The organism is Haloferax profundi (genome assembly GCF_001469865.1).
Taxonomy (GTDB): domain Archaea; phylum Halobacteriota; class Halobacteria; order Halobacteriales; family Haloferacaceae; genus Haloferax; species Haloferax profundi.
This window is the reverse complement of sequence record NZ_LOPV01000108.1, coordinates 1-22627: the sequence shown is the minus strand read 5'-3', so window position 1 is coordinate 22627 and position 22627 is coordinate 1. Positions and strand designations below refer to the sequence as shown.

General features: G+C 63.3%; 22 protein-coding genes. 10 read left to right on the top strand and 12 right to left on the bottom strand.

Going from position 1 to position 22627, the window contains the following annotated elements; translation table 11 throughout:
* Nucleotides 1-239 precede the first annotated feature (239 nt).
* Nucleotides 240-1100 (top strand): sulfurtransferase, encoded by an 861-nt coding sequence (locus AUR66_RS06160; RefSeq protein WP_058571612.1) that lies wholly within the window; start codon nucleotides 240-242, stop codon nucleotides 1098-1100.
* A gap of 30 nt (nucleotides 1101-1130) precedes the next feature.
* On the opposite strand, the gene AUR66_RS06155 is transcribed toward AUR66_RS06160, so the two are convergent.
* On the bottom strand, nucleotides 1131-2606 hold the full coding sequence (locus AUR66_RS06155; RefSeq protein ID WP_058571611.1) for a short-chain fatty acid transporter: 1476 nt from the start codon (nucleotides 2604-2606) through the stop codon (nucleotides 1131-1133).
* 186 nt (nucleotides 2607-2792) lie between these two features.
* Here AUR66_RS06155 and AUR66_RS06150 point away from each other — a divergent pair, with 186 nt between their 5' ends.
* Entirely contained in the window at nucleotides 2793-3392 is a 600-nt protein-coding gene (locus tag AUR66_RS06150) for a hypothetical protein (protein WP_058571613.1), read from the top strand.
* A gap of 502 nt (nucleotides 3393-3894) precedes the next feature.
* On the opposite strand, the gene AUR66_RS06140 is transcribed toward AUR66_RS06150, so the two are convergent.
* Complete coding sequence (locus AUR66_RS06140; RefSeq protein ID WP_058571609.1) at nucleotides 3895-4164, bottom strand: DUF7553 family protein; 270 nt, start codon at nucleotides 4162-4164, stop codon at nucleotides 3895-3897.
* An 89-nt stretch (nucleotides 4165-4253) separates the two neighbouring features.
* Here AUR66_RS06140 and uvrB point away from each other — a divergent pair, with 89 nt between their 5' ends.
* The 4 genes from uvrB to AUR66_RS06120 all read left to right on the top strand — a co-directional run bounded on the left by uvrB (nucleotide 4254) and on the right by AUR66_RS06120 (nucleotide 8747).
* Nucleotides 4254-6338, top strand: a complete 2085-nt coding sequence (uvrB, locus tag AUR66_RS06135) for an excinuclease ABC subunit UvrB (protein WP_058571608.1) — start codon at nucleotides 4254-4256, stop codon at nucleotides 6336-6338.
* A 1-nt stretch (nucleotide 6339) separates the two neighbouring features.
* Nucleotides 6340-6762 (top strand): NUDIX hydrolase, encoded by a 423-nt coding sequence (locus tag AUR66_RS06130; RefSeq protein ID WP_058571607.1) that lies wholly within the window; start codon nucleotides 6340-6342, stop codon nucleotides 6760-6762.
* A gap of 419 nt (nucleotides 6763-7181) precedes the next feature.
* Nucleotides 7182-8267 (top strand): sulfite exporter TauE/SafE family protein, encoded by a 1086-nt coding sequence (locus tag AUR66_RS06125; protein ID WP_058571606.1) that lies wholly within the window; start codon nucleotides 7182-7184, stop codon nucleotides 8265-8267.
* 39 nt (nucleotides 8268-8306) lie between these two features.
* Nucleotides 8307-8747, top strand: coding sequence for a universal stress protein (locus AUR66_RS06120; protein ID WP_058571605.1), 441 nt, complete (start codon nucleotides 8307-8309; stop codon nucleotides 8745-8747).
* A gap of 419 nt (nucleotides 8748-9166) precedes the next feature.
* Here AUR66_RS06120 and AUR66_RS06115 read toward each other — a convergent pair whose 3' ends face one another.
* Nucleotides 9167-10363 (bottom strand): SPFH domain-containing protein, encoded by a 1197-nt coding sequence (locus tag AUR66_RS06115; protein ID WP_058571604.1) that lies wholly within the window; start codon nucleotides 10361-10363, stop codon nucleotides 9167-9169.
* A gap of 155 nt (nucleotides 10364-10518) precedes the next feature.
* Between AUR66_RS06115 and AUR66_RS06110 the strand changes: the two genes are divergently transcribed.
* Together AUR66_RS06110 and AUR66_RS06105 are read left to right on the top strand one after the other, a co-directional pair.
* Nucleotides 10519-10713 carry a DUF7554 family protein gene (locus AUR66_RS06110; protein ID WP_058571603.1) on the top strand — a complete coding sequence of 65 codons (195 nt, stop codon included), beginning with the start codon at nucleotides 10519-10521 and terminating at the stop codon, nucleotides 10711-10713.
* Nucleotides 10714-10784: 71 nt separating this feature from the next.
* Nucleotides 10785-11282: a 2'-5' RNA ligase family protein gene (locus tag AUR66_RS06105; RefSeq protein ID WP_058571602.1), complete on the top strand. Its 498-nt coding sequence runs from the start codon at nucleotides 10785-10787 to the stop codon at nucleotides 11280-11282.
* Between the two features lie 15 nt (nucleotides 11283-11297).
* Here AUR66_RS06105 and AUR66_RS06100 read toward each other — a convergent pair whose 3' ends face one another.
* Nucleotides 11298-12674 (bottom strand): cytochrome P450, encoded by a 1377-nt coding sequence (locus tag AUR66_RS06100; protein WP_058571601.1) that lies wholly within the window; start codon nucleotides 12672-12674, stop codon nucleotides 11298-11300.
* A 78-nt stretch (nucleotides 12675-12752) separates the two neighbouring features.
* A complete protein-coding gene (locus AUR66_RS06095) occupies nucleotides 12753-14960 on the bottom strand; it encodes an ATP-dependent DNA helicase (protein WP_058571600.1) in 2208 nt (735 codons plus the stop codon).
* A gap of 165 nt (nucleotides 14961-15125) precedes the next feature.
* On the opposite strand from AUR66_RS06095, the gene AUR66_RS06090 reads away from it, so the two are divergent.
* Both AUR66_RS06090 and AUR66_RS06085 read left to right on the top strand, forming a co-directional pair.
* Complete coding sequence (locus tag AUR66_RS06090) at nucleotides 15126-15590, top strand: DUF6789 family protein (RefSeq protein ID WP_058571599.1); 465 nt, start codon at nucleotides 15126-15128, stop codon at nucleotides 15588-15590.
* Between the two features lie 123 nt (nucleotides 15591-15713).
* Nucleotides 15714-16175, top strand: coding sequence for an ester cyclase (locus AUR66_RS06085; RefSeq protein WP_082682138.1), 462 nt, complete (start codon nucleotides 15714-15716; stop codon nucleotides 16173-16175).
* A 20-nt stretch (nucleotides 16176-16195) separates the two neighbouring features.
* Here the strand turns inward: AUR66_RS06085 and argF are convergent, their stop codons facing one another.
* Genes argF through lysW form a run of 7 tightly spaced genes read right to left on the bottom strand, consistent with a single transcriptional unit; the run spans nucleotide 16196 to nucleotide 22455 of the window.
* Nucleotides 16196-17095 carry an ornithine carbamoyltransferase gene (gene argF / locus AUR66_RS06080; RefSeq protein WP_058571597.1) on the bottom strand — a complete coding sequence of 300 codons (900 nt, stop codon included), beginning with the start codon at nucleotides 17093-17095 and terminating at the stop codon, nucleotides 16196-16198.
* Between the two features lie 57 nt (nucleotides 17096-17152).
* Nucleotides 17153-18238 (bottom strand): [LysW]-lysine hydrolase, encoded by a 1086-nt coding sequence (locus AUR66_RS06075; RefSeq protein WP_058571596.1) that lies wholly within the window; start codon nucleotides 18236-18238, stop codon nucleotides 17153-17155.
* The gene (locus tag AUR66_RS06070) at nucleotides 18235-19371 is read right to left on the bottom strand and encodes an aspartate aminotransferase family protein (protein WP_058571595.1); all 1137 of its coding nucleotides are present in this window, start codon (nucleotides 19369-19371) and stop codon (nucleotides 18235-18237) included. The genes AUR66_RS06075 and AUR66_RS06070 overlap by 4 nt, the downstream gene beginning before the upstream one ends.
* Complete coding sequence (locus AUR66_RS06065) at nucleotides 19371-20303, bottom strand: acetylglutamate/acetylaminoadipate kinase (protein WP_058571594.1); 933 nt, start codon at nucleotides 20301-20303, stop codon at nucleotides 19371-19373. The genes AUR66_RS06070 and AUR66_RS06065 overlap by 1 nt, the downstream gene beginning before the upstream one ends.
* Nucleotides 20304-20357: 54 nt before the next feature.
* A complete protein-coding gene (gene argC, locus AUR66_RS06060; RefSeq protein ID WP_058571593.1) occupies nucleotides 20358-21401 on the bottom strand; it encodes an N-acetyl-gamma-glutamyl-phosphate reductase in 1044 nt (347 codons plus the stop codon).
* Nucleotides 21398-22273: a lysine biosynthesis protein LysX gene (gene lysX, locus AUR66_RS06055; protein WP_058571592.1), complete on the bottom strand. Its 876-nt coding sequence runs from the start codon at nucleotides 22271-22273 to the stop codon at nucleotides 21398-21400. The genes argC and lysX overlap by 4 nt, the downstream gene beginning before the upstream one ends.
* A gap of 2 nt (nucleotides 22274-22275) precedes the next feature.
* Nucleotides 22276-22455 (bottom strand): lysine biosynthesis protein LysW, encoded by a 180-nt coding sequence (gene lysW, locus AUR66_RS06050; RefSeq protein WP_058571591.1) that lies wholly within the window; start codon nucleotides 22453-22455, stop codon nucleotides 22276-22278.
* Nucleotides 22456-22627 lie beyond the last annotated feature (172 nt).

The window sequence follows — 22627 nt, the reverse complement described above, 5'->3', positions numbered from 1 at the left end:
CTGCCTGCAGATTTAGGTCCGTGGCTCGGTGCACCCCTCGCCACGTGTCCGGAATACCGGACGTTCTTACCGCATCACCCGAATCGACCCCCAAAACCGGGTGAATCAGTCGAATCTCGTCCGATAATCGGGTGTCGAGACCGAGATGTGTAGGCAACATTTTCCGCATCACCCGGGGTGAGGCCGTACATGCCGTCGCTGTGAGAGTTATGGCCGTTGCTGGCATACGATGGTATGCAATGTCCAACTCCGATTACGCGAAGGACGTCCTCGTCTCTGCGGACTGGGTGGAGTCCCACCTCGACGAGTTCCAGAGCGACGACCCAGCGTATCGCCTCGTCGAAGTCGACGTCGACACCGAGGCGTACGACGAGAGCCACGCCCCCGGTGCGATTGGCTTCAACTGGGAGTCCCAACTGCAAGACCAGACGACGCGCGACGTCCTGACGAAGGAAGACTTCGCGGACCTCCTCGGTTCCCACGGCATCTCCGAGGACTCGACAGTCGTCCTCTACGGTGACAACTCGAACTGGTTCGCCGCCTACACCTACTGGCAGTTCAAGTACTACGGCCACGAGGACGTTCGCCTGATGAACGGCGGGCGCGACTACTGGGTCGACAACGACTACCCAGTCACCGACGAAGTCCCGTCCTTCTCGGAGCAAGACTACTCGGCGAAGGGTCCGTTCGAGGACATCCGCGCCTACCGCGACGACGTCGAGAAGGCCGTCGACAAGGGCCTTCCGCTCGTCGACGTTCGCTCGCCCGAAGAGTTCTCCGGCGAGATTCTCGCACCGCCGGGACTCCAAGAGACCGCCCAGCGCGGCGGCCACGTCCCCGGTGCCAGCAACATCTCGTGGGCCGCGACGGTCACCGACGACGGCACGTTCAAGTCCGCAGACGAACTCCGCGAACTCTACGCTGCCGAAGGCATCGAAGGCGACGAGTCCACCATCGCCTACTGCCGCATCGGCGAGCGCTCGTCAATCGCGTGGTTCGCGCTCCACGAACTGCTCGGCTACGACAACGTCACCAACTACGACGGGTCGTGGACCGAGTGGGGCAACCTCGTGGGCGCTCCGGTCGAAAAAGGAAACTGAGTTAGTCTCGAATTCGGTTCTTTTCGCGGATTACATCGGGAGGACGCTGATACCGATAGCGACGATGACGCCCGTCCCGACGAGTACCATCACGCAGTAGCCCATGATGTCACGGACGGAGAGACCGCTGATGGAGAGGAGCGGAATCGCCCAGAAGGGCTGAATCATGTTCGTCCACGCGTCACCCCACGAGGCAGCCACGGCGACCCGTGGAATCGACGCACCGGACGTCTTCGCGGCGGTGACCAGCGTCTCGCCGATGACGGCCCACTCGCCACCACCGGATGGGACGAAGAAGTTCACCAGTCCGGCCGTGAAGAAGGCGATAGCGGGCAGTGCGCCCTCGGGCGCGACGGCGACCATCCCCTGTGCGATTTGCGTCGCGAGACTCACCGACTCGCCGGGTGCGTAGGCCATGATGCCCATGATACCCGCGTAGAAGGGGAACTGGAGGATGATGCCCCAGACGTTTTCGACCGCTTCCACGATGGACTCGACGTACGCCTTGGGCGTCCCGTGGAGCGTCAGACCGAGGAAGAGGAACGCGAAGTTGACGATGTTCAGGTTGAGGTTGTTCCACGGCATCGTCCCGTTGGCGACGCCCTCTCCGAAGTAGAGGAGGACTGCGAACAGGCCCGCGATGCCGATACCGATGGCGACGAGACCCGAGTGTTCGATGCGAGTCGCGATAGATGCGTCGTCGGGCAGCGAGACGTTCGCCGTCCCGCCGTCGGACTGGATGTCCGACGAGTCTCGCGAACTTCCCGTTCGCTCACCGCCGTCGGACGCCGCCTCCAACTCAGCGGGGTCGATTGGCGTCTTCTTCGCGTCGGACTTCGGGTACATCAGGGCGAACAGTGCGGGCAAGAAGATGAACCCGATGGCGACGACGAGGACGAGGTTCGCCACGGTGAAGATGGTGCCACCGGTGGCGTACGTCGAACTCAGGACGCCCGCTTCGATGAGGAAGTTCCCCTCGGTGTTCAAGAGGAGTGGAATCGACCCGGCGAGGCCACCGTGCCAGACGACGAACCCGGAGTAGGCGCCTGCGACCACGATGGGGAAGTCGATGGTCCGGACTTCGGCCGCAATCTTCCGGGCGAAAATCGCGCCGACGACGAGTCCGAGGCCCCAGTGGACGAACGACGCCGCGGCGGCGACGACGGGGACCATCGCTGCGGCACCCTTCTCCGAGTTGGGAATCCGCGCCAACTTGGTCAGCAGTGCGTCGACGTGCCGAGTCTGTGCGAGAGCGTACCCGGTCATCAGGATGAGCGTCATCTGCATCCCGAACGAGAGCAGGTTCCAGAAGCCACCGTACCATCCATCGAGGAGGAGGTTCTGGGCGTGCCCAGCCATCCCGACACCCTCGGCCGGCGCGACGAACACCATCGCCAACGCGTACGCGACGCCGGTGAGGATGACGGCGAACAAGAACGCGTCGGGCAGATAGCGCTCGACGAGTTTGGAACTGTTCTCTGCGGCTGCTCTGACAACGTTCGTCATGTTATAGAATACCATCATGATAATACAATATATAATGTTTTAGATTCTGACCTGTATTCTGTGGGTGAAACTACAAAAACGGCCTACCGAGTGATGGTCGGGGACGGTGTGATTCGGCGTCGCAGACACCCACCTGAACTCGCCGCCGCCGATGGGTACAAACCGCATTCTACCGTACACACCCACATGTCCAACCTCCTCGATTCCCTCCGCGACGACCACGAGACGCCCCTCTCCAGACTCGGTTCTTCGAAGGCGCTGTACGCCGTCACCGACGGCGAGATGAGCGGCGACGCCGTTCGTGCTGCTGCCGCCGCCGAGGCGACGGCCGCCGCAGACCTGTTCGAGTGGTGGGGCGACGACGAGGCGAACGGCGAGGCCTCGACGCTCTTTTCGGACCTCGCGGACACCGCCCGTGACCACGCCGAGACGGTCGGTGCCGACCCCGCTGGCGACGAACCGAACGTCTACGACGTCCTCGCCGAGTTCGAGACGACCGACGGCCGACTCGGCGGCGCACTCGCCCGCGCACTCGTCTCCCTGAAGACAGTCGAACAGATGGTCGGTTTCTTCATCGGCGACGCCGACCCGAAAGCGGCCGACACGTTCCGGACGCTCAAGTCGGACCTGCAGGACCAACTCGACGAACTCGATGCCGCCGTCGACGAACTCGTCGAGGACGAGGCTGTCGCCCGAGAGGCCGCCGACGCCGTCGTCGAGGCCGCCTACGACGACTACGTGGAGACGCTAGAGGGGATGGGAATCAAGCCGAAGAACGTGTGTTAACACCCACCTTTTTCGTCGTCGGGGTCGCCGAAGGCGACCCGCTCCTCGAAAAATCTGGACCAAAAAGGCCGCGAGACTCGGCCTTTGGCCTCGCTCGCGGGACAGTGTTCTTGTCCGCTGGGTAGACTATTGCAGTGGACGGAACGTGGCCACGACAGGGCTGAAAATTATCAACGTACGGAATCTATTCACACGCGTAGATGGATTCGTATCCCAGATTTATCCTCGTCGCTGCAGCAAGCCTGCTAATTGGGATTCCTCTTTGGATGGCCATCTTCGCACCCGAGATGCTCTCCATTGAACTGCTCACAAATTTGGGATTCTGGGTTCCGGTAGCTATCCTATTCGTCGTAATGCTGTTCGGATTTTGGGTTGGTCAGCGGTCGAAACTCGCATAATTCGTTCTTCTTCGAATCGTCTCTTACCACTATCTTTCGACCACTCTCTATGCTTGCCAACCCTTCACGTTCCAGTGGAAACGAAGGGGTCTGTCTGCCGGGCGTCAGACGCCAGGAACGCCTTTTCGGTATTCGAGGACTTGCTGTCGGGCCTCACGGACCGTCTCGGCCACGTCGCCGTCGAGGCTCTCGGCGAGTTCGTGGAGGACGGTCATGTGGCGGGCGAGTCGTCCGTGGTCCGGCCCCTGTTCCCGGTCGGCGAGTTTCGCCAACTGGTCGGACTGCTCGTAGAGGCGCGCTTGCACGTCCCCGTCGGTTGCTTCGGCGGCTTCCTTGAGCAACTGGCTCGCCGTCTGAAGCTCTTCTCGTGTCATGGCGTGACATACGACGACGCGGCGGAAAACCGTTCCCACGACGACAAGCACCGCCTCGCTCAAGTACGCCGACTCCCAACGGACAGACAATGAGCGAGTCCGGTCCCCTGTCCGCCGACAGACCAGAGGCAGAACGCGAATTCCGCGTCGACGCCCCCTTCGAACCGGCGGGAGACCAACCCGAGGCTATCGAAGAACTGGTCCGTGGCTACCGGAACGGTGCCGATATCCAGACGCTCCTCGGCGTCACCGGTTCCGGCAAAACCAACACCGTCTCGTGGGTCATAGAAGAGATTCAGAAACCGACGCTCGTCCTCGCGCACAACAAGACGCTCGCCGCCCAGTTGTACGAGGAGTTCAAGGGCCTCTTCCCCGACAACGCGGTGGAGTACTTCGTCTCGTACTACGACTACTATCAACCCGAGGCGTACATCGAACAGACCGACACCTACATCGACAAGGACATGTCCATCAACGAGGAAATCGACCGCCTCCGTCACTCTGCGACCCGGTCGCTCCTCACCCGCGACGACGTCATCGTCGTGGCCTCCGTCTCGGCCATCTACGGCCTCGGTGACCCGAAGAACTACACCGACATGTCCCTCCGCCTCGAAGTCGGCGACCAAATCGACCGCGACGAGTTACTCGGGCGACTCGTGGACCTGAACTACGAACGCAACGACGTGGACTTCCACCACGGGACGTTCCGCGTGCGCGGCGACACCGTCGAGGTGTTCCCGATGTACGGCCGCTACGCCGTCCGCATCGAGTTCTGGGGCGACGAAATCGACCGGATGATGAAACTCGACCCCCTCGAAGGCGAGGTCAAATCGTCCGAACCCGCCGTCCTCGTCCACCCGGCGGAACACTACTCCATCCCCGAAGACCAGATGGAACAGGCCATCGGCGAGATAGAGGAACTGATGGAAGAACGGGTGAAGTTCTTCCAGCGACAGGGTGACTTCGTCGCCGCCCAGCGCATCGAAGAACGAACCACCTTCGACATCGAGATGATGCGCGAGACGGGCCACTGCTCCGGTATCGAGAACTACTCGGTCCACCTCTCGGACCGCGAACCGGGCGACGCTCCCTACACGCTCCTCGATTACTTCCCCGACGACTTCCTCACTGTCGTCGACGAATCGCACGTCACGCTTCCGCAAATAAAGGGCCAGTACGCCGGCGACAAGTCTCGGAAAGATTCGCTCGTCGAAAACGGCTTCCGCCTGCCGACGGCCTACGACAACCGCCCGCTGACGTTCGAGGAGTTCGAAGAGAAGACGGGGAAGATGCTGTTCGTCTCTGCGACGCCCGGCGACTACGAACGCGAGCACTCCGACCAGACCGTCGAACAAATCGTCCGACCGACGCACCTCGTCGACCCGAAGGTCGAAGTCACGGAGGCGTCGGGACAGGTGGACGACCTGATGGCCCGCATCGACGACCGAATCGACCGCGAGGAACGCGTCCTCGTGACCACCCTCACGAAACGGATGGCCGAAGACCTGACCGAGTACCTCGAAGAGGCGGGCGTGGACGTGGCCTACATGCACGACGAGACGGACACGCTCGAACGCCACGAACTCATCCGGTCGCTCCGCCTCGGCGACATCGACGTGCTCGTCGGCATCAACCTCCTCCGCGAGGGTCTCGACATCCCCGAAGTGTCGCTCGTCGCCATCCTCGACGCCGACCAGCAGGGGTTCTTGCGCTCCGAGACGACGCTCGTCCAGACGATGGGCCGTGCCGCCCGCAACGTCAACGGCGAAGTCGTCCTCTACGCCGACGAGATGACCGACGCGATGGAGGCGGCAATCTCCGAGACACAGCGTCGTCGCCGCATCCAACAGCAGTTCAACGAAGAACACGGCCACACGCCGACGACCATCGAGAAGGAAGTCGGCGAGACGAACCTGCCCGGAAGCAAGACGGACACGCGCGGTGTCTCGGGCGACAAACCTGCTGACGCGGACGAGGCAGTCGAGCAAATCGCGTTCCTCGAAGACCGGATGCAGGAGGCCGCCGACAACCTCGAATTCGAACTCGCCGCCGACATCCGCGACCGAATCCACAACCTCCGCCGCGAGTACGACGTGGACGCCCTGGAAGACGGTATCGCACCGGAGTACCCCGACGAGGACGACGATAGCCTCGCGCCGCCGGACGAGCTCTGACGTGGACGCGTCTCGAAAGCGAGTCACGTTCGCCGCCGGTGGCCTCCTCCGCCGCGACGACGGACACATCTGTCTCGTCCACCGCCCGCGATACGACGACTGGTCGCTCCCGAAAGGAAAGGTCGAACCCGGCGAGACATTGGTCGAAACTGCCGTCCGTGAGGTCAGCGAGGAGACGCGCTGTTCGGTCGAGTGCGGTCGCTTCGCCGGGCGCTATCAGTACCACGTCGACGCCGACGTCGACACCGCGAGTGGTCCAAAAGGGGTCTTCCTCTGGCACATGCGCGTCGTCGACGAACGCCCCTTCGACCCGGACGACGAGGTGGACGCGCGCCAGTGGGTCGCCCCCGCAGATGCACTCGACGTTCTTACGTACGAGAACGAACGCGCCCTCGTTCGACGGGTGTTCGATTCGTCAGACTGAGTACAGACTAGGGGTAGCCACACTTGTCGCCGGTTCTTCGACGCGTGTCGGTGTGAGGACCGTACCCAAAAGTGGGGTCGGTATCAAGATTTATTATCCCGACCTCGCTATGCCCGTTTCACCGTGACCCGCAACTCTGCGGACGCTGCGGACGAGCAAGCAGGACACAACGTTCACCGCGCCTTCCCGAACGGGGGTATCACCTAGATGTCCCCGTCGTTCGAGTCGGAGTCGCTCGACTCGTCGGGTGACCACTCGCAACCGGCGACGCCGGTGTGTGAGTCGGTCACGCCGTCTGTGGTGGATGAACCTTGCACGCGGTGCGAATCCGCTGGCGATTCGGTAGCTAATCTGTTTTCGACGCGTCACTCCACCGGAGTGGACGCGCACGTCACAACGTACTGAAAACTACGAGAACCATGAGCTCTCAGTCTCTCAGTCACGTCCAGAAGTCGTTCCTGAAGTATCAACACATCCTCGTGTTCACCGCACCCGTGCTGTTCATCGCCGCCGTGTTCACCATGGCACCGACACCTACCGATGTCGGCACGGACTACTGGCTCAACTACTGGTGGTTGTTCCCGGTGTTCGTCCTCGGAGCAACCATCGTGAACACGGTCGGAATCAGCGGGTCGGCACTGTTCGTCCCGTTCCTCATCTTCATCTTCCCGGTGCTCGCACATCCGCTCGAACCCGCGACCATCGTGAAGGTGGGTCTCATCAGCGAAGCGTTCGGCCTCTCCAGTTCGGCCGTGGCGTTCATCCAGTACGGCCTCGTGGACCGGCGGTTGGCCCTCAGCCTCGTCGCCGGGTCGATTCCGTTCGTCGTCGGGGGCGCACTGCTCTCGTTCGTCATCCCGGAAGTCGTCTTCCACGCGCTTCTCGGCCTCGCCCTCTTGGCGGCCTCCTATCTGCTGTTCAAGGCAGACCTCGGCCACGAAGAACCCGGAAGTTCCGGGTCCGAACACGCCGCTGCGACCGACGGTGGGACCGTCACGTCCAGTCTTCCGAACGACCCCGGAAAGCTCGGTCCGGCCGGCGTCCGCACCGACGACGACGGCACCGTCACCCGCGTCGACCGCGAGGGTGACGACTACAAATACACCCGTAGCGGCTACCTCCGCCGCTTCGCCAACTACAGCATCGGCGGGACGTTCCAGGGACTCGCCGGATTCGGCGTCGGCGAACTCGGTATCATCTCGATGCTCAGCACGAAGGTCCCTGTCCGCGTCGCCATCGGGACGAACCACATCGTCGTCGCACTGACGGCCATCCTCGCGTCGCTCGTCCACGTCTTCGGCGGGGGACTCGTCGGTGGCCACTCGCTGAGTCTCGCCTCCACGCCGTGGAACATGGTCGTCTTCACCGTCCCCGCGACGGTCCTCGGCGGCCAAATCGCTCCGTACGTCTCCAACGCCCTCGAGACTGAAACCATCAAGACCTTCGTCGGTGGCCTCTTCGCGGTCATCTCCATCGCGCTGTTCTTGATGGCGGCAGGCATCTAACCGACACTCCACAGATTCGGTTTTCCTTCAACCCAACCAATGTACGACCACATCCTGCTCCCGACCGACGGTAGTGACGCGACAGAAGCGACTATCGACCACGCCGCGACACTCGCACACACGTACGACGCGACGGTCCACGTCCTGTCGGTTGCCGACTCGCGCAACCGCTTCGAGACGCCATCGGCCGGCATCGCGCCCGACGTGTGGCGAGAGTCCGAACACGAACGCGCCGAGGCGGCGGTGGACGCCGCCATCGAGGCACTCCCGGACGACGTGGCGACAGAGCGAATCGTCGAAGAGGGCGTCCCGGACTCGGTCATCGCCGAGTACACCGACGACGCCGACATCGACGTCGTCGTGATGGCCACCCACGGACGCACTGGTCTCGACCACTACCTCATCGGGAGTGTCACCGAACGCGTCGTCAGGCAGTCGTCCGCACCGGTGTTGACGGTCCGGGCGAGCGACGACGAGTAAGTCGAATCAGTCCGCACTCGCGGTCGCACACCGTTCTCACCGCGTTTTTCGTACCGTCTCGTTACCAGCGGGTCTCACCCTCTGAGAACGTTCTTGGGCGACTATTAGTTCTCCAAGCAACATGTAACTTGTCTGCGGACCGCCGCAGACGTAGTGGGGGAGAAGACGCGATTCACCTCGTATCGGGAGGAATACGAGAAACGGTCGCTGGGGGTTCTCCCGGCAGGGAACAATCTGGTGGTATCTGGGATGTGGCCGAAAGAGGGCGTCGAACCCGTCGAGCGGAATGTGATGGGCGACCACGCGCGGTGGTCGACTCCCTCGACCGGTGGGGGACCGCCTCTCGACGCCTCGTCCGGCCATCTTCCTCGACGATAGACACGCCGTTCACGGTGTGTTCAGCGTACGAAAAACGTAGTTTACTTCTGCGACTCCATCTCGACGCCGCCGTCTTCGATTTCGATGTCGACCGCGTCGGTGTCCAACTCGCTCGATTCGAACTCGTCGAGTTCGCCGAGGATGTCGTCGATGTTGTCGAGTCCGAGCAGTTGTCGGGTCTCCGCGTCGAACACTTGACTCTCGAGACCGCCGGCTTTCTGGACGTCGGACCCGGTCAGACCCTGTCCGTACCGGCCGAGCAGCGACGTGAGTTCCTGCGGGAGGACGTACGTCGTCGACGGCGACGTGCCGATGCTCGCCAGCGTCTCCATACCCTTGTCGATGATGGCGCGTTCACCCATCGACTCTGCGGCACGGGCGCGGAGGACCGTCGAGATGGCGTCACCCTGTGCACGGAGGATGGCGGCCTCTTTTTTCCCCTGTGCGCTGATGATGTTGGACTGCTTGTCACCTTCCGCCTTCTCGACGGCGGAGCGACGCTCACCCTGCGCTTCGAGAATCATGGCGCGGCGGCGACGCTCGGCGGCAGTCTGCTGTTCCATCGCGTTCTCCACGTCCGCAGAGGGTTTCACTTCACGAACTTCGACGGACTCGACGCGGACGCCCCACTCGTCGGTGGGTTCGTCGAGTTCGCGGCGGATGCGCGCGTTGATGTGGTCACGCCGTGCCAGCGTGTCGTCGAGTTCCATGTCGCCGAGGGCGGCGCGCAGCGTCGTCTGTGCGAGCAACGAGACGGCCCGGCGGTAGTTGTCGACTTCGAGGAACGCACGCTCTGGGTCCATCACGCGAATGTAGACGACGGCGTCGGCGGTCACCGGCGAGTTGTCTTCGGTGATTGCCTCTTGAGAGGGCACGTCGAGCGTCTGCGTCCGCATGTCGAAGCGGTAGGTCTTCGAGACGAACGGTGGGACGAAGTTGATACCCGGGTCGAGGATTCCTTTGTACTCGCCGAAGACGCTGAGCGTCCGCTTCTCGTACGCCTGGACGATTTCGACGGCGTCGTACACCGCCGCGATGGCGAGTGCGAGGACGACGTACCCGGCGAGCGTCAGGGGCGTGACGGGGAAGAGGACGACGGCGATACCGAACACCACCACCGCGAGTGCGAGGGGACCAAGCCAACGTGGGACGCGCGAGGAACTCCCGACTGCTGCCGAGGACTCCGCTCCCGAGGATGGCCGGGAGAGCCTCCCAAGTTGGTAAAACACACTGTCCATGTATGAGAGTGACACTGTAGACGAATAAACCTACCTGGCAATCTGCCGACAGATTTCGACCAGTCTTCAGGCGGCCACAGACACCCACCGTCGAGCGCTCACAGTTGCCACACACGGCCACCAAGTATTTGCTCTCGACTCCCCGACCGGCGGGTATGAAACCGAACCTCGCCCGTATCGACGTCGATGACCTCCTGAAACTGGTGCTGGTCCTCGTCCTCATCTGGCTCGTACTCGAGATTATCGGAGAGATTCTCGGTCTCTTTACCGCGCTCCTCGGCCCCTTCCGGCCACTTCTCGGACTCGTCGTCGCGGCACTCATCGTCCTCTGGTTGCTCGACCGAATCTGACGCTGCCCGACACCACGGCGGACCGCCCGCAACGACGACACGCCTTTGTATCTCACCCGTGAGATTCGGGCGTGTACAGTCTGAACGTCCCGGTCCCGGGGCGGGTGGCCCGCCTCGCGTCCGACCTGTTCCCGTATCTCGCCTCGTTCGACCGGGTTCGCGACCGGCACACGCTCGTCTGCAAGCGCTTCGAAGCGACCGACTTCGACCGTCTGCGTGAGCGTCTCCGGCAGACACTTCACGGTTCACCGGCGTTCGAGGCCCGCGTGACGGGCATCGACTTCTTCGAACACCCGCCTCGTGGGTCTGCACCCGTCGTCTACCTAACCGTCGAGAGTCCCGGACTCCACGCGCTTCACCGGGAACTCGTCGACGAGTTCGGCGCAATCGATGGTCTCGAAGGTGACGACTACGTGCCCCACATCACGCTCGCTCGCGGCGGCGACGTTGCAGATGCCCGCCGAGTCGCGAGCCAAGAACTCGACCCCATCGAGTGGACCGTCTCGAACGTCGACCTCTACGATGGACAGTTCAGAGAGACGGCGGCGACGATTTCACTCCCCGGCTAAACGCCTGACTTCTCGCTACTTTCGGGCGTGTAACCGCATCCCCATCGGTTCCTGAGGGTGCATCGTCAGCGACCCACGAAGCGAGAACGGCCTGTCGCGGATGTAGTCGAGTTCGTACTGCTGTGCGACTGTTCCAAGGATGAGTCGTCCTTCGAGCAGCGAGAGGTGCTTGCCGATGCAGTGGCGAGGCCCGCCGCCGAACGGGAAGTACGCGAACCGCGGCCGGTCCCGCATCCGCTCCGGTGCCCAGCGGTCCGGGTCGAACTCGAGTGGGTTCTCCCACCAGCGCTCGGACCGGTGGACGACCCACTGCGGGAGCATTATCGCCGACCCTTCGGGGATTCGGTATCCACCGAGACGCACGTCGACTTTGGGTTCCCGGAACATGACGTACACTGGGGGGTACAGGCGCATCGACTCGTTCAGCACACGCTCTGTGTACTCCAACTGTCGGACGTCTTCGTAGGTCGGCGTCCGCCCGCCGAGCACCTCGTCTAACTCGCGGTGGAGTTTCGCCTCGGCTTCGGGGTGCTGGGACAGCAGATACCACGCGTAGGTGAGCGTCAGCGCCGTCGTGTCGTGGCCCGCGAGCAGCATCGTCATCAGTTCGTCACGGAGGTTCTCGTCGGTCTGTTCGCCCCGGTCGTAGGCGCGAAGCAGAATCGACAGCAAGTCCATCGGTTCTCCTCCGACCGACTCGCCCTCGGCAACAGACGACGCCGGCGTCGGTCCGTACTCGGTCCCACGCCGTTCGTCGACGATATCCCAGATGAGGTCTTCGAGGACTGACAGCGACTGTTTGTACTCGCGATTTTCTCTCGTCGGTGCCCAGTCGGGCATGAGGAACCGAATCGGGTCGGGTTCGAATCGTGTCCCGAGTGGTTCGAGGTTCTCTTGGATGAGTCGGATACGCTCGTCGTCGATGTCCGCGCCGAACATCGCGTCGACGATTATCTCGACAGTCAGTCGCGTCATCTCCAGTTGCACGTCGACCACGTCGCCGTCGTGCCACGAGTCGAGCATCGTCTCAGTCCGGTCGGTCATCATCCCGGCCATCGTCGAGATGCGACGCATGTCGAAGGCGGGTTGAGCGAGTTGGCGCTGTTTCTGCCACGTCGCTCCCTCACTCATGAGGAGGCCGTCACCGAGCAAATCACCGATTGCCTGGTCTTGGAACTGTGGTTTCCTGAACTTCGACGCCTCGCTCACGAGGACGCGCTCGATGTCGGTCGGGTTCGTCAGCATGTAGGTGTCCAGCGGACCGAGGTCGAAGTGAATCACGTCGCCGTAGGACTCGGCCACCCCCGTCAGGAATCGAAACGGGTCGCGGGCGTACTGCCGACTGGCACCGAAGACTGGGATTCCCTTCGGGCCGGGAGGGGTCGTGCTCATCAGATATGTGTTGGTTCGCAGAGGGAAGAATCGCACGGCAGGGGTGGTGCCGAACTGGACACATCGGGCACCCGTTCGCTACGGTCGCGGTGGGTCGCCGCCGTAGGCGTCGTGGTCGTTGTAGAAGTTCAGCATCGCGAACTTGAGTTTCGCTGGGGTGATGTCGACCATCTCTGCGCGTTCTTCGACGGGGAACGACCCGCGAACACCGTACTTCCCCATCGACGAACTCTCGCGCGTGTAGCGTTTGTCGGCGAGGACGCGCACGCCGTAGTCGTCGGGTGCACGGATGACCCGCCCGAGTGCCTGTCTGGTCTTGCGGATGGTCGGTATCTCCACGGCGTAGCGCCACCCGGCCTCCTTCTTTCCGCGATAGATGCGGTCGTAGGCGTCTTGGACTGCCTCCAGTCGCTCAGAGAGGTGTGGGTACGGAACGCCCACGACGACGACGGTTCGCGCGTCGTCGCCGTCGAAACTCACCCCTTCGGCGAGCGTCCCCCACAGCGAGGTGAGGAGGATGGCGTCGTCTTTGCCGACGAACTCCTGGCGCGCCTCTTCGGCGCGGACGCCCGGTTCGTCGAGGAAGAAGTCGAAGTCGGCCGCGGGGTTCCCACGCAACCGTTCGTGGTACCGTTCGGCCTCCGCGTACGACGGGAAGAACACGAGCGTATTCCCTGGCGTGAAGCGCGCGGCGTCGACGAGCAACTGCTCGATTGTCTCTTGGGTCCCGGGGTCGTCGCGCTCCGACGAGAACAGCGCCGGCAACGAGACGGAGAAGGTCCGCCGGTTCTCCTCGGGGTATTCGAGACCGTACGCCATCGTCACGGGATTTTCGAGACCGAGCGTCTGCTCTGTCACGTCGAACGGGCGCAGCGTCGCCGACATCAGGATGCTCGCGTGGACTTCCTCGAACAACTCGCGGGTCACGTCGCGCGGGATGCAGGTGTAGAGTTCGGCGCGACCGTATATCTCGTCGGTGCCGCCGTCGCGCCGGACCGACAGCATGGGGTGGCGGCCGAGTTCGCCGCCCATCTCCATCCAGTCGGCGATGAATCCCGCCGCTTGCAACGTTTGACACTCCTTTCGGGTCGTCGCCTCGCCGTTCTTGTACTCGTCTTCGTACTGCTCGTCGAGGCGCTTTCCCAACTGGAGGGCGAGTTCGACTTCCACGTCGATGCCGCGGCCTTCGTACGACTGGAGGAACTCCATCGTCAGGTCGTCTCGCCGGCCCTGATTGGCAATCGAGAGGTCGTACCAGTTCTCGCCGACCTGTTCGCGTTCGCCGAACCCGAACGCCTCGTCGTAACTCTCGCGGAGTGCGTCGAGGAACGTCCCGACGACGTTGCGGGCACTCTCGGCGTGCGAGTCGTCCACCTCTTCTAACTCGTTCATCGCGCTCTCGAGCGTGTTCTCGGTGAGGGCGCGACTGGCGTGGTCACGCGCCGCCCCCTCGATGTTGTGCGCCTCGTCGAACACGGTGATGATGTCGTCCGCCTCGCGGTCCAACCACCGGAAGAACTGCTCGCGAATCATCGGGTCGAGCAGGTGGTGGTAGTTACAGACCACGAGGTCCACGCCTTCCATCCCCTCTTTCAGGAGTTCGTAGCCACAGAGGTTCTGCCGCCCGGCGTGTTCGAAAATCTCGTCGGGCGTCCGCACGTCGTCGAACAACCACTGGAAGAACTCGTCTGTGTTCTGGGTGAGGTTGTTGTAGTAGTGTTCGCAGTAGTTGCCCTCTTTCAACTGCTCCAACTCGTCGTCGATGGAGTCGAGTTCGTCCGTGACGGCGCTTCGCGCCTCTCCAGCACCTGACTCGCCCTCGCGCATCCGGTCGAGGAGCGTCTGCGCCTGGTCCGAGAGTTCGGACTTATCGGACTCTTTTTCGACGATGCTTCTGGTCGTATCGCGGAGGGTCTGACACTCCTGAAAGCCCACGTCGATGTGGCACATCGAGGACTTTCCACGGAACACCACCGCCCGGATGGGTTCGCGCCGGGTGATGGCGCGGGCGTCTTCGATGAACTGCCGCATCTGCTGGTGGACGTTCGTCGTGATGACCACCGTCTTGTCGTGTTCGCGGGCGTATTCCAACGCGGGCACGAGCGCGGAGATGGTCTTTCCCGTCCCGGTTGCACCTTCGAGGAGGACGTTTCGCTCGTCGTCGAGCGCGTCCGAAATACCGGACATCGCCGCCTCCTGATTCGGATACGGGTCGTCGTACGGGAAGAAGCGCCACGCTCTCTCCGAGTCGCTGTCGTCGTCGCGGGGACCGTTCGCGTGGGCCACGAACGGTTCTCGGCCGCCATCTGATTAAAAGCCTCGGAGGGATACCCCCAGTCGACACCTGCGACACCGCCGGACGCGACACACTCCATATAATCGTATCCCCGCGATGCGGCAGTCTCGCCCGTCCGAGAGAGGATTATTCGGGAGGCTGTCGACGCTTCGCACATGGCATCAGAGACAGTAACCTCTCGAATCGAGACCACAGCAACCGAATCGTGGCAAGCGGGTGTCGTCGCGGGCGCACTCGCCGCCGTCGTCATGGGGGCGATGATGGTCGTCCAGATGCGCCCCGTCCTCGAAGTCGCGATTCCATCGATGTACACGCTCATGGGTGGTGCCGCGGGATTCACGATTCACGTCGCCCACGGCGCGATTCTCGGCGTCGCCTTCGCCGCCCTCGCGGGGTACGTCGGCCTCGACTCGACGGCCAAATCGCTCGGTTTCGGCGTCGTCTACGGCGTCGTCCTCTGGGCGATTCTCGCCGTCCTCGTCATGCCCGTCTGGTTGAGTGTCGTCGGGTCGCCCGCGAACCCGCCGCTTCCGAACGTCAACGTCACGAGTCTCGTCGGCCACGTCGTCTACGGTGCGGTCATCGGACTCACCTACCCGACGCTCGAACGGGCGCTGTAAGGCTCGAGAGATACCGTGGCGGCAGTTTTTCTTTGCAGACACTGTCACCTAATCGAGACACATCGCATTTTGTGACAAATATTCTATGTCTTTTCCGGGGATACTCACAGCTGGTGGATTGAGATGGACCCGATACCGACAGCAGAGATGAAGGCGATAATGAGAAAGTATCACGAGGAGGCGTGGAACGGCCGGAACCCCGACGTCATCGACGAATATTCCACCGACGATTTCGTCATGCACGACCCGATGGGTGACCGGGGCCTCGAAGGCTCCAAAGAGATGGTCCAAGCGGTTCTCGATGGGACGCCCGACCTCGAATTCACCGTCGACGACCTCTTCGCGGCGGGTGACCGCGCTACCATCCGCTACACGTTGGAAGGAACGAACGAGTCGCCGTCGTACCTGACCGACGAACCGACGGGGAACCACTGGCGCTCGAGTGGCATCAGCATCTACCGGTTCGAGGGTGACAAAATCGCAGAACAGTGGGACGCCTTCGACTACTACGGAACCATGCAGCAACTCGGCCTGATACCGTCCGAAGCGACCGAGGCAGAAGGCGGAACGGGCGCAGAAGCGTAGGCCGACTGCGTTCTTCGATTTTACTCGTCGAGCAACTCGACGATGAGTCCCTTCTGGGCGTGGAGGCGGTTCTCCGCTTGGTCCCAGACGATGGACTGGTCGCCTTCGAGTACGTCGCCGGTAATCTCCTCGCCGCGGTGGGCGGGGAGACAGTGCATGACCTTCGCGTCCGTGTCTGCGAGCAACTCCTCGTTGAGTTGGAAGCCTTCGAACGCCTGGAGTTTCTGGTGGCGTTCGCTCTCTTGGCCCATCGAAATCCACACGTCGGTGTAGATGACGTCTGCACCGTCGATGGCCTCTTCGGGGTCCGTCGTGACCGTCGGTGCCTGTCCGAGTTCGGCGGCGCGGGCGATGACTTCGTCGTCCATCGCGTACTCCGGCGGCGTCGCAACCGTCAGGTCGATGCCGGCCATGGCGCACCCGAGGACGAACGACTGGCCGACGTTGTTGCCGTCGCCGACCCACGCCGCCTGTACCTCGTCGAAGTCGCCGACGTGTTCACGGATGGTGAGCAGGTCGGCGAGCGTCTGGCACGGATGGGCATCGTCGGTTAGACCGTTGATGACCGGCGCGTTCGAGTGTTCGGCGATTTCGAGCAGGTCGGCGTGGTCGAACAGGCGGACCATGATGGCGTCGCCGTAGCGACCCAGCACGCGGGCGGTGTCCGAGAGTGGTTCGCCGTGACCGAGTTGGATGTCTTCGGGACCGAGGAAGAGGGCGTGACCGCCCAACTGCGTCATGCCCGTCTCGAAGGAGACACGCGTGCGGGTACTCGGTTTCTCGAAGAGCATCGCCAGCGTCGCTCGGGTCAGTCGCGTCTCGTCGTCGCCGGATTTGATGTCGGCGGCGCGGGTGAGGACGCGGTCTAACTCCGATGCGCTGATGTCGTCGATGTCGGTGAAGTGTGTCGTTTCGAGCATTGTGTGAGTGTCGTGTCTCCGTGTCGATTCGGTGTCTCAGTCGTCGGCGAATTCGAGTCAGTCGTCCGCGAGTGTCTCACAGACCTCCACCAGCACGTCGATGGAGTTGTCGAACTCGGTGAGTTCCAGACGTTCGTCGGGGGCGTGGTCGAGGTCCGAGTCGCCGGGGCCGTACGTCGCCATCGGGCAGTCCCACGTGCCGGCGAAGATGTTCATGTCGCTTGTTCCAGTCTTGCGGAGCAAGCGTGGTTTGGTCCCGCCGACGCCGCGGATGGCGACGCGGAAGGCCCGCGCGACTTCCGTGCGCGGACTCATCATCACGGGCGGGATGGGCTTGTTCCAGTGGACGCTCCCGCGGGTGAGTTCGCCCTCGGCGACTTCGCGCACGTCGTCGATGGTGAGACGTGGCGGGACGCGGAACTGCACGTCCACCGTCGCCTCGACGGCGAGTCCGTCGTCGGTGGGGCCGCCGTCGAAGTTCACGGGTTTCGTCGTCACCGTGTCGAAGACGCCGTCGTACTCTTCGTCGAAGAAGTCGGCGACGCGCGACCACCACGCGACGGCCGACTGGATGGCGTTGTCTTCGGGGCGCGAGGAGTGTCCCAACTCGCTGGTCGAGACGTACGTCCCCGAGAGGAATCCACGGTAGCCGAGGGTCACGCCGTCCCATCCGGAGGGTTCGCCGTTGACCACAGCGCCGGGTTCTTCCCGGTCTTCGACGAGGTGCCACGCGCCGCGCGAAGACGTTTCTTCGCCGACGACGCCGACGAACGAGACGCCTGTTTCGACTGCGGCGGCGGCCATCGAACAGAGCGGGCCGGTCGCGTCGACGCTTCCGCGTCCCCAGAGGACGCCGTCGTCCACCTTCACCGGTATCTCGCCGGGGACGGTGTCGATGTGCGACGTGAGGAGGACGGAATCGTCGGCGGGTGCGCGGACGTTGCCGACGTCGTCTATCCAGACTTCGCGGTCGTGCGCCTCGAAGAACGCCTTCAGCACCTCGGCGGCGTCTTCCTCGTCACCCGAGACAGAGGGCGTCGACACCATGTCGTAGAGGAGACGACGCGCTTCGGGCCAGTCGCTGCCGGCGATGAGGCCGGCGTCCGTGTCGGCGTGGCCGTCGTGTGTGGTTCCGGCGTTCATGACAACACGCTCGTCATGGCGTCCACCGCGCGGTCTGCGTGTTCCTCGTCGATGACGAGTGGCGGAAGGAACCGCACGACGGTCCGTCCCGCCGGAAGCGCGAGCAGTTGCTCGGACAGTGCGAGGTGCTTCAGCGTGCGATTCGCGCCGCGCTTGACCTCGACGCCGATCATGAGGCCTTCACCGCGCACCTCGCGGACCGGCAGGTCGTGTTCCTCGACGGCCGCTTCGAGTCCCGACGTGAGGTAGTCGCCAATCTCGGCGGCGTGGCCGGGGATGTCCTGCTCGACGATGGTGTCGAGCGTGGCGTTCGCGGCGGCACAGACCACAGGGCCACCGGAGAACGTCGACCCGTGAGAGGCCGCGCCGTCGGCAATCCAGTCGGCACAGAGGGTCGCACCGAGCGGGAGGCCGTTGGCGATGCCCTTCGCACTCGTGAGGATGTCGGGAACGACGCCGACGTTCTCGCACGCCCAGAGCGACCCGGTCCGGCCGATACCGGTTTGAATCTCGTCGAAGACGAGCGCTGCGCCGGCGTCTTCGGTCAGGTCGCGGGCGGCTTGCAGGTACTCCGCCGACGCGGGGTTGATGCCGCCTTCGCCCTGAATCGGTTCGAGGAAGACGGCGGCCGTCTCGTCGTCGATTGCCTCCGCGAGTTCTTCTTCGTCGCCGTAGGTGACGAACTCGACGCCGCCGGCGACTGGCTCGTACGGCTTCTTGTACTTCTGTTTCCACGTGAGCGCGAGCGAACCGAGGGTACGGCCGTGGAACGCGCGCTTCGTGGCGATAATCTTCTGGCGTCCCGTCGCGGAGCGAGCGAACTTCATCGCCGCCTCGTTGGCCTCCGTGCCAGAGTTACAGAGCCAGACGTTCTCGATGTCGCCGGGGGCGAGTGCCGCGAGTTTCTCGTAGAGTTCGGTGCGAACCTCGACGGGGTACGACGCCTGCACGTAGGTCAACTTCGCGGCCTGTTCTTGAATCGCCGAGGTGACGGCGGGGTGTGAGTGTCCGAGCGCCGCGACGGCGTAACTCGCGCCGAAGTCGAGGTACTCGGTTCCGTCGTCCGAATAGAGGTACGGCCCCTCACCGGATTCGATGGTGATGGGTTTCTCGTTGAAGACGAAGCCCGACATTACTGCTCAGCCTCCGTCGCTTCGACCAGTGCGCCGGGCGTCACGTGCGTACCGCCGCCGTTCAGCGCCGTCACGATAGGGTCGTTCAGGTTCGCGTCGGAGACGATGACCTCCGCGGCACCGCCGTCGAGTGCTTCCTTCGCGGCCATGACCTTCTTCGTCATGAAGCCTTCTGCGGCCGCTTCGAGCGCCTCGAACTCGTCGGGTGTGTCGGCCGTCTCGATGAGCGTCGATTCGTCGTCGGGGTCGGCGTAGACGCCCTTCACGTCGGTGAGGACGACCAACTTCGCGCCGAGTGCGCCGGCGACTGCTGCTGCTGCGCGGTCGGCGTCCGCGTTGACCGGGACGCCGTCGTCGGCGAGCATCGGCACGGTCACGATAGGCGTGTAGCCACCGTCCAGGAGGGTTTCGAGGAGCGTCGCGTTGACCGAGGTAATCTTCCCAGAGTGGTCGCCGCGCTTGATTTTCTTCTTCCCGTTCTCGACGACGCGGACTGCCGACTTGCGCGGACCGGTGAGGAGGCCACCGTCGACGCCGGAGAGACCGAGCGCATCGACGCCTGCTTCGCGGAACAGCGCCGTCAGGTCGGTGTTGAGCTTACCGGGCATCACCATCGAGAACACCTCCATGGTGCGCTCGTCGGTGAAGCGACCGCTCACGCCCGATGGCGACTCGACGTAGGTCGGTTCCTCGCCGAGTTCTTCGAGCGTCTCGTCGACGGCAGTCGACCCGCCGTGGACGACGACGACGTCGGTGCCGTTGGCGACGAGGTGCGCCACGTCTGCGACGGCACCCTCTGGGTCGACGGCTTTCGCGCCGCCAATCTTGACGACGACTGGCGGCTCCTTACCGCCGTCTGTGCAAAGGTTCGCCTCGTTGTCGACGAGCTGTTCGTGTGCCGCGAGCAGTTCCTCGCGTGTGTATCCTGTCATAGTCGAAATGGTACGGTGGTCAGTCTGGGAGTGGTGTGTTCGGGGACGGTGCGCTCAGGGTGAGCCGATCGGGTGGAAGCCGGTGAAGTCGAGGCCGGCCGTCTCCTCTAAGTCGAGTGCGATGTTGGCGGCGTGGACCGCCTGCCCGGCGGAGCCTTTCATCATGTTGTCGATGGCCGAGAAGACGACGAGGCGTCGGTTCGCGGGGTCGATTTCGAAGCCCACTTCGCCGAAGTTGGTGCCGGCGACGGACTTCGGTTCGGGGTAGCGGTAGACGCCACCGCCGCCCGCGACGGTGCGCATGAAGGGTTCGTCGCCGTAGCTTCCTCTGTAGGCTTTCCACATGTCGCCTTTCGACACTGGTCCGTCGGGGAAGACGTGACAGGTCGCCGCCGCACCGCGGACCATGTCCACCGCGTGGACGGTAAAGGAGACGGAGACGCCGAGATACTCCTCGATTTCGGCCTCGTGACGGTGGCCGGTCGGGGCGTAGGGACGGACGATACCGGAGCGCTCGGCGTGCGAGGACGCCTTGCTCGCGCCAGCGCCGCCTTCGGACGACCCGACTTTCACGTCGACGACGACTTGCTCGTCGCCAGAGAGGATGTCGGCGTCGAAGAGTGGTTTCAGCCCGAGAATCGTCGCCGTCGCGTTACACCCGCCCGCCGCGATGAGGTCTGCGCCGGGGAGGTTCTCGCGGTTCAGTTCGGGAAGCGCGTACTCCGATTTTTCGAGGTACTCGGGGCAGATGTGCCCGTCGTACCACTCGTCGTACTGTGCCTCCTCGGAGAGGCGAAAGTCCGCAGAGAGGTCGACGACGGTGTCCGCGGCGTCTTGGAACGCGTCGATGTGTTCCATCGAGACACCGTGGGGCGTCGCCGTGAACAAGACGTCCACGGATTCGAGGTCCTCTGGTGAGGTAAAGCGCAGGTCGAGGTGACGAAGGTTCGGATGGACGTGGCCGACGGTCTTGCGCTCGTAGGAGCGACTCGTGGCCTGTGCAATCTCGAAGTTCGGGTGGCCGTCGAGGAGACGGAGCAGTTCGCCGCCGGTGAAGCCAGAGCCACCGACGACGCCCGCAGTGAGTACCTCGCTCACGCCGAAACCTCCGCGAGCGTCTTTTCGCCGGAGACTTTGGCCTCCAGCCAATCGACGACCTTCGCGGGAACGTCCACGTCCACGGCGTCGTTGAGCGCCTTGAACTCGACGGTGTGGTTGACCTCGTGGACCGTATAGTCCTCACCAGTCTCCATGAGGTCCACGCCGAGCAGGCCGCCGCCGACTGCGTCGGACGCCTGCTTCACGAGTTCTTTCGCGCGGGCGTCGAGTTCGAACGCCTCGGCGTCGGCACCCTTCGCGGCGTTGGTGAGCCAGTGGTCCGACGAGCGAGTCATCGCGGCGATGGGTTCGCCGTCGACGGCGAGCACGCGGATGTCGCGGCCCGGTTTCTCGACGAACTCCTGGATGTAGAACACCTTGTGCTCGTAGTTTCCGAGCGTGGCCTTGTGTTCGAGGATGGCCTCGGCGGCCGCTTCGGAGTCTATCTTGGCCATCAGACGACCCCACGACCCGACGACGGGCTTGAGGACGCACGGGTAGCCGAACTCCTCGACGATGTCCATCGCAGATTCGACCGTAAACGCCACTTTCGTGTTCGGCGTGGGCACGCCCGCGTCCGCGAGAGCGAGACTGTTCTTCGCCTTGTCGGCGCAGACGTCGGCCGTCTCGTGGGAGTTGACGACGGGGATGCCGTACGATTGCAGGAAGCGCGTGATGTAGAGGCTCCTGCTCGTCGCCAGACAGCGGTCGACCACGATGTCGAGGCCGTCGAACGCTGCCGGCGGCTCAGAGAGGTCGAACTGCTCTTTCCGAACGTCTATCTTCGTCACCTCGTGGCCGCGCTCACGAAGCTCGTTGAGGAGTAACTTCTCGTCGCGGCGAATCCGGGAGTAGAGCAGTCCAATATGCACGCTTACTCTCCCCAATCCTCTTCGAGTTCAGGTGCCTCTTCCAAAATCACGGGGTCGAGAGAGACGACTTCCAGCTCCGCGCCTGTGGCGGGACTGTCGATAATCTCGCCGACTTCGACGTCCGACGGCAGCTCGATTTCTTCTCCGCTCAGCGGGTCTTCCGCAGTGATGGTGTCGCTCATTACATCCATGGCTGGACCACGGATGGTATTAAATCCGTCGAAAATTACAAAGCAAAAAATTGCGTAAAGAAGTCTCTCTCGGCGGTTATCGGGTGAATCGGCCGGCCGAGGTGGCCGGTCGAACGACGTGTCGGGCTCGGTTGCCACCCTCACCCAACACCGGGGACGGAAC

Bases quoted from the DNA above. Each gene is read 5' to 3' on its own strand.
- AUR66_RS06160 (WP_058571612.1), top strand. From the start codon at position 240: ATGTCCAACTCCGATTACGCGAAGGACGTCCTCGTCTCTGCGGACTGG.
- AUR66_RS06155 (WP_058571611.1), bottom strand. From the start codon at position 2,606: ATGACGAACGTTGTCAGAGCAGCCGCAGAGAACAGTTCCAAACTCGTC.
- AUR66_RS06150 (WP_058571613.1), top strand. From the start codon at position 2,793: ATGTCCAACCTCCTCGATTCCCTCCGCGACGACCACGAGACGCCCCTC.
- AUR66_RS06140 (WP_058571609.1), bottom strand. From the start codon at position 4,164: ATGACACGAGAAGAGCTTCAGACGGCGAGCCAGTTGCTCAAGGAAGCC.
- uvrB (WP_058571608.1), top strand. From the start codon at position 4,254: ATGAGCGAGTCCGGTCCCCTGTCCGCCGACAGACCAGAGGCAGAACGC.
- AUR66_RS06125 (WP_058571606.1), top strand. From the start codon at position 7,182: ATGAGCTCTCAGTCTCTCAGTCACGTCCAGAAGTCGTTCCTGAAGTAT.
- AUR66_RS06120 (WP_058571605.1), top strand. From the start codon at position 8,307: ATGTACGACCACATCCTGCTCCCGACCGACGGTAGTGACGCGACAGAA.
- AUR66_RS06115 (WP_058571604.1), bottom strand. From the start codon at position 10,363: ATGGACAGTGTGTTTTACCAACTTGGGAGGCTCTCCCGGCCATCCTCG.
- AUR66_RS06110 (WP_058571603.1), top strand. From the start codon at position 10,519: ATGAAACCGAACCTCGCCCGTATCGACGTCGATGACCTCCTGAAACTG.
- AUR66_RS06100 (WP_058571601.1), bottom strand. From the start codon at position 12,674: ATGAGCACGACCCCTCCCGGCCCGAAGGGAATCCCAGTCTTCGGTGCC.
- AUR66_RS06090 (WP_058571599.1), top strand. From the start codon at position 15,126: ATGGCATCAGAGACAGTAACCTCTCGAATCGAGACCACAGCAACCGAA.
- AUR66_RS06085 (WP_082682138.1), top strand. From the start codon at position 15,714: ATGGACCCGATACCGACAGCAGAGATGAAGGCGATAATGAGAAAGTAT.
- argF (WP_058571597.1), bottom strand. From the start codon at position 17,095: ATGCTCGAAACGACACACTTCACCGACATCGACGACATCAGCGCATCG.
- AUR66_RS06075 (WP_058571596.1), bottom strand. From the start codon at position 18,238: ATGAACGCCGGAACCACACACGACGGCCACGCCGACACGGACGCCGGC.
- AUR66_RS06070 (WP_058571595.1), bottom strand. From the start codon at position 19,371: ATGTCGGGCTTCGTCTTCAACGAGAAACCCATCACCATCGAATCCGGT.
- AUR66_RS06065 (WP_058571594.1), bottom strand. From the start codon at position 20,303: ATGACAGGATACACACGCGAGGAACTGCTCGCGGCACACGAACAGCTC.
- lysW (WP_058571591.1), bottom strand. From the start codon at position 22,455: ATGAGCGACACCATCACTGCGGAAGACCCGCTGAGCGGAGAAGAAATC.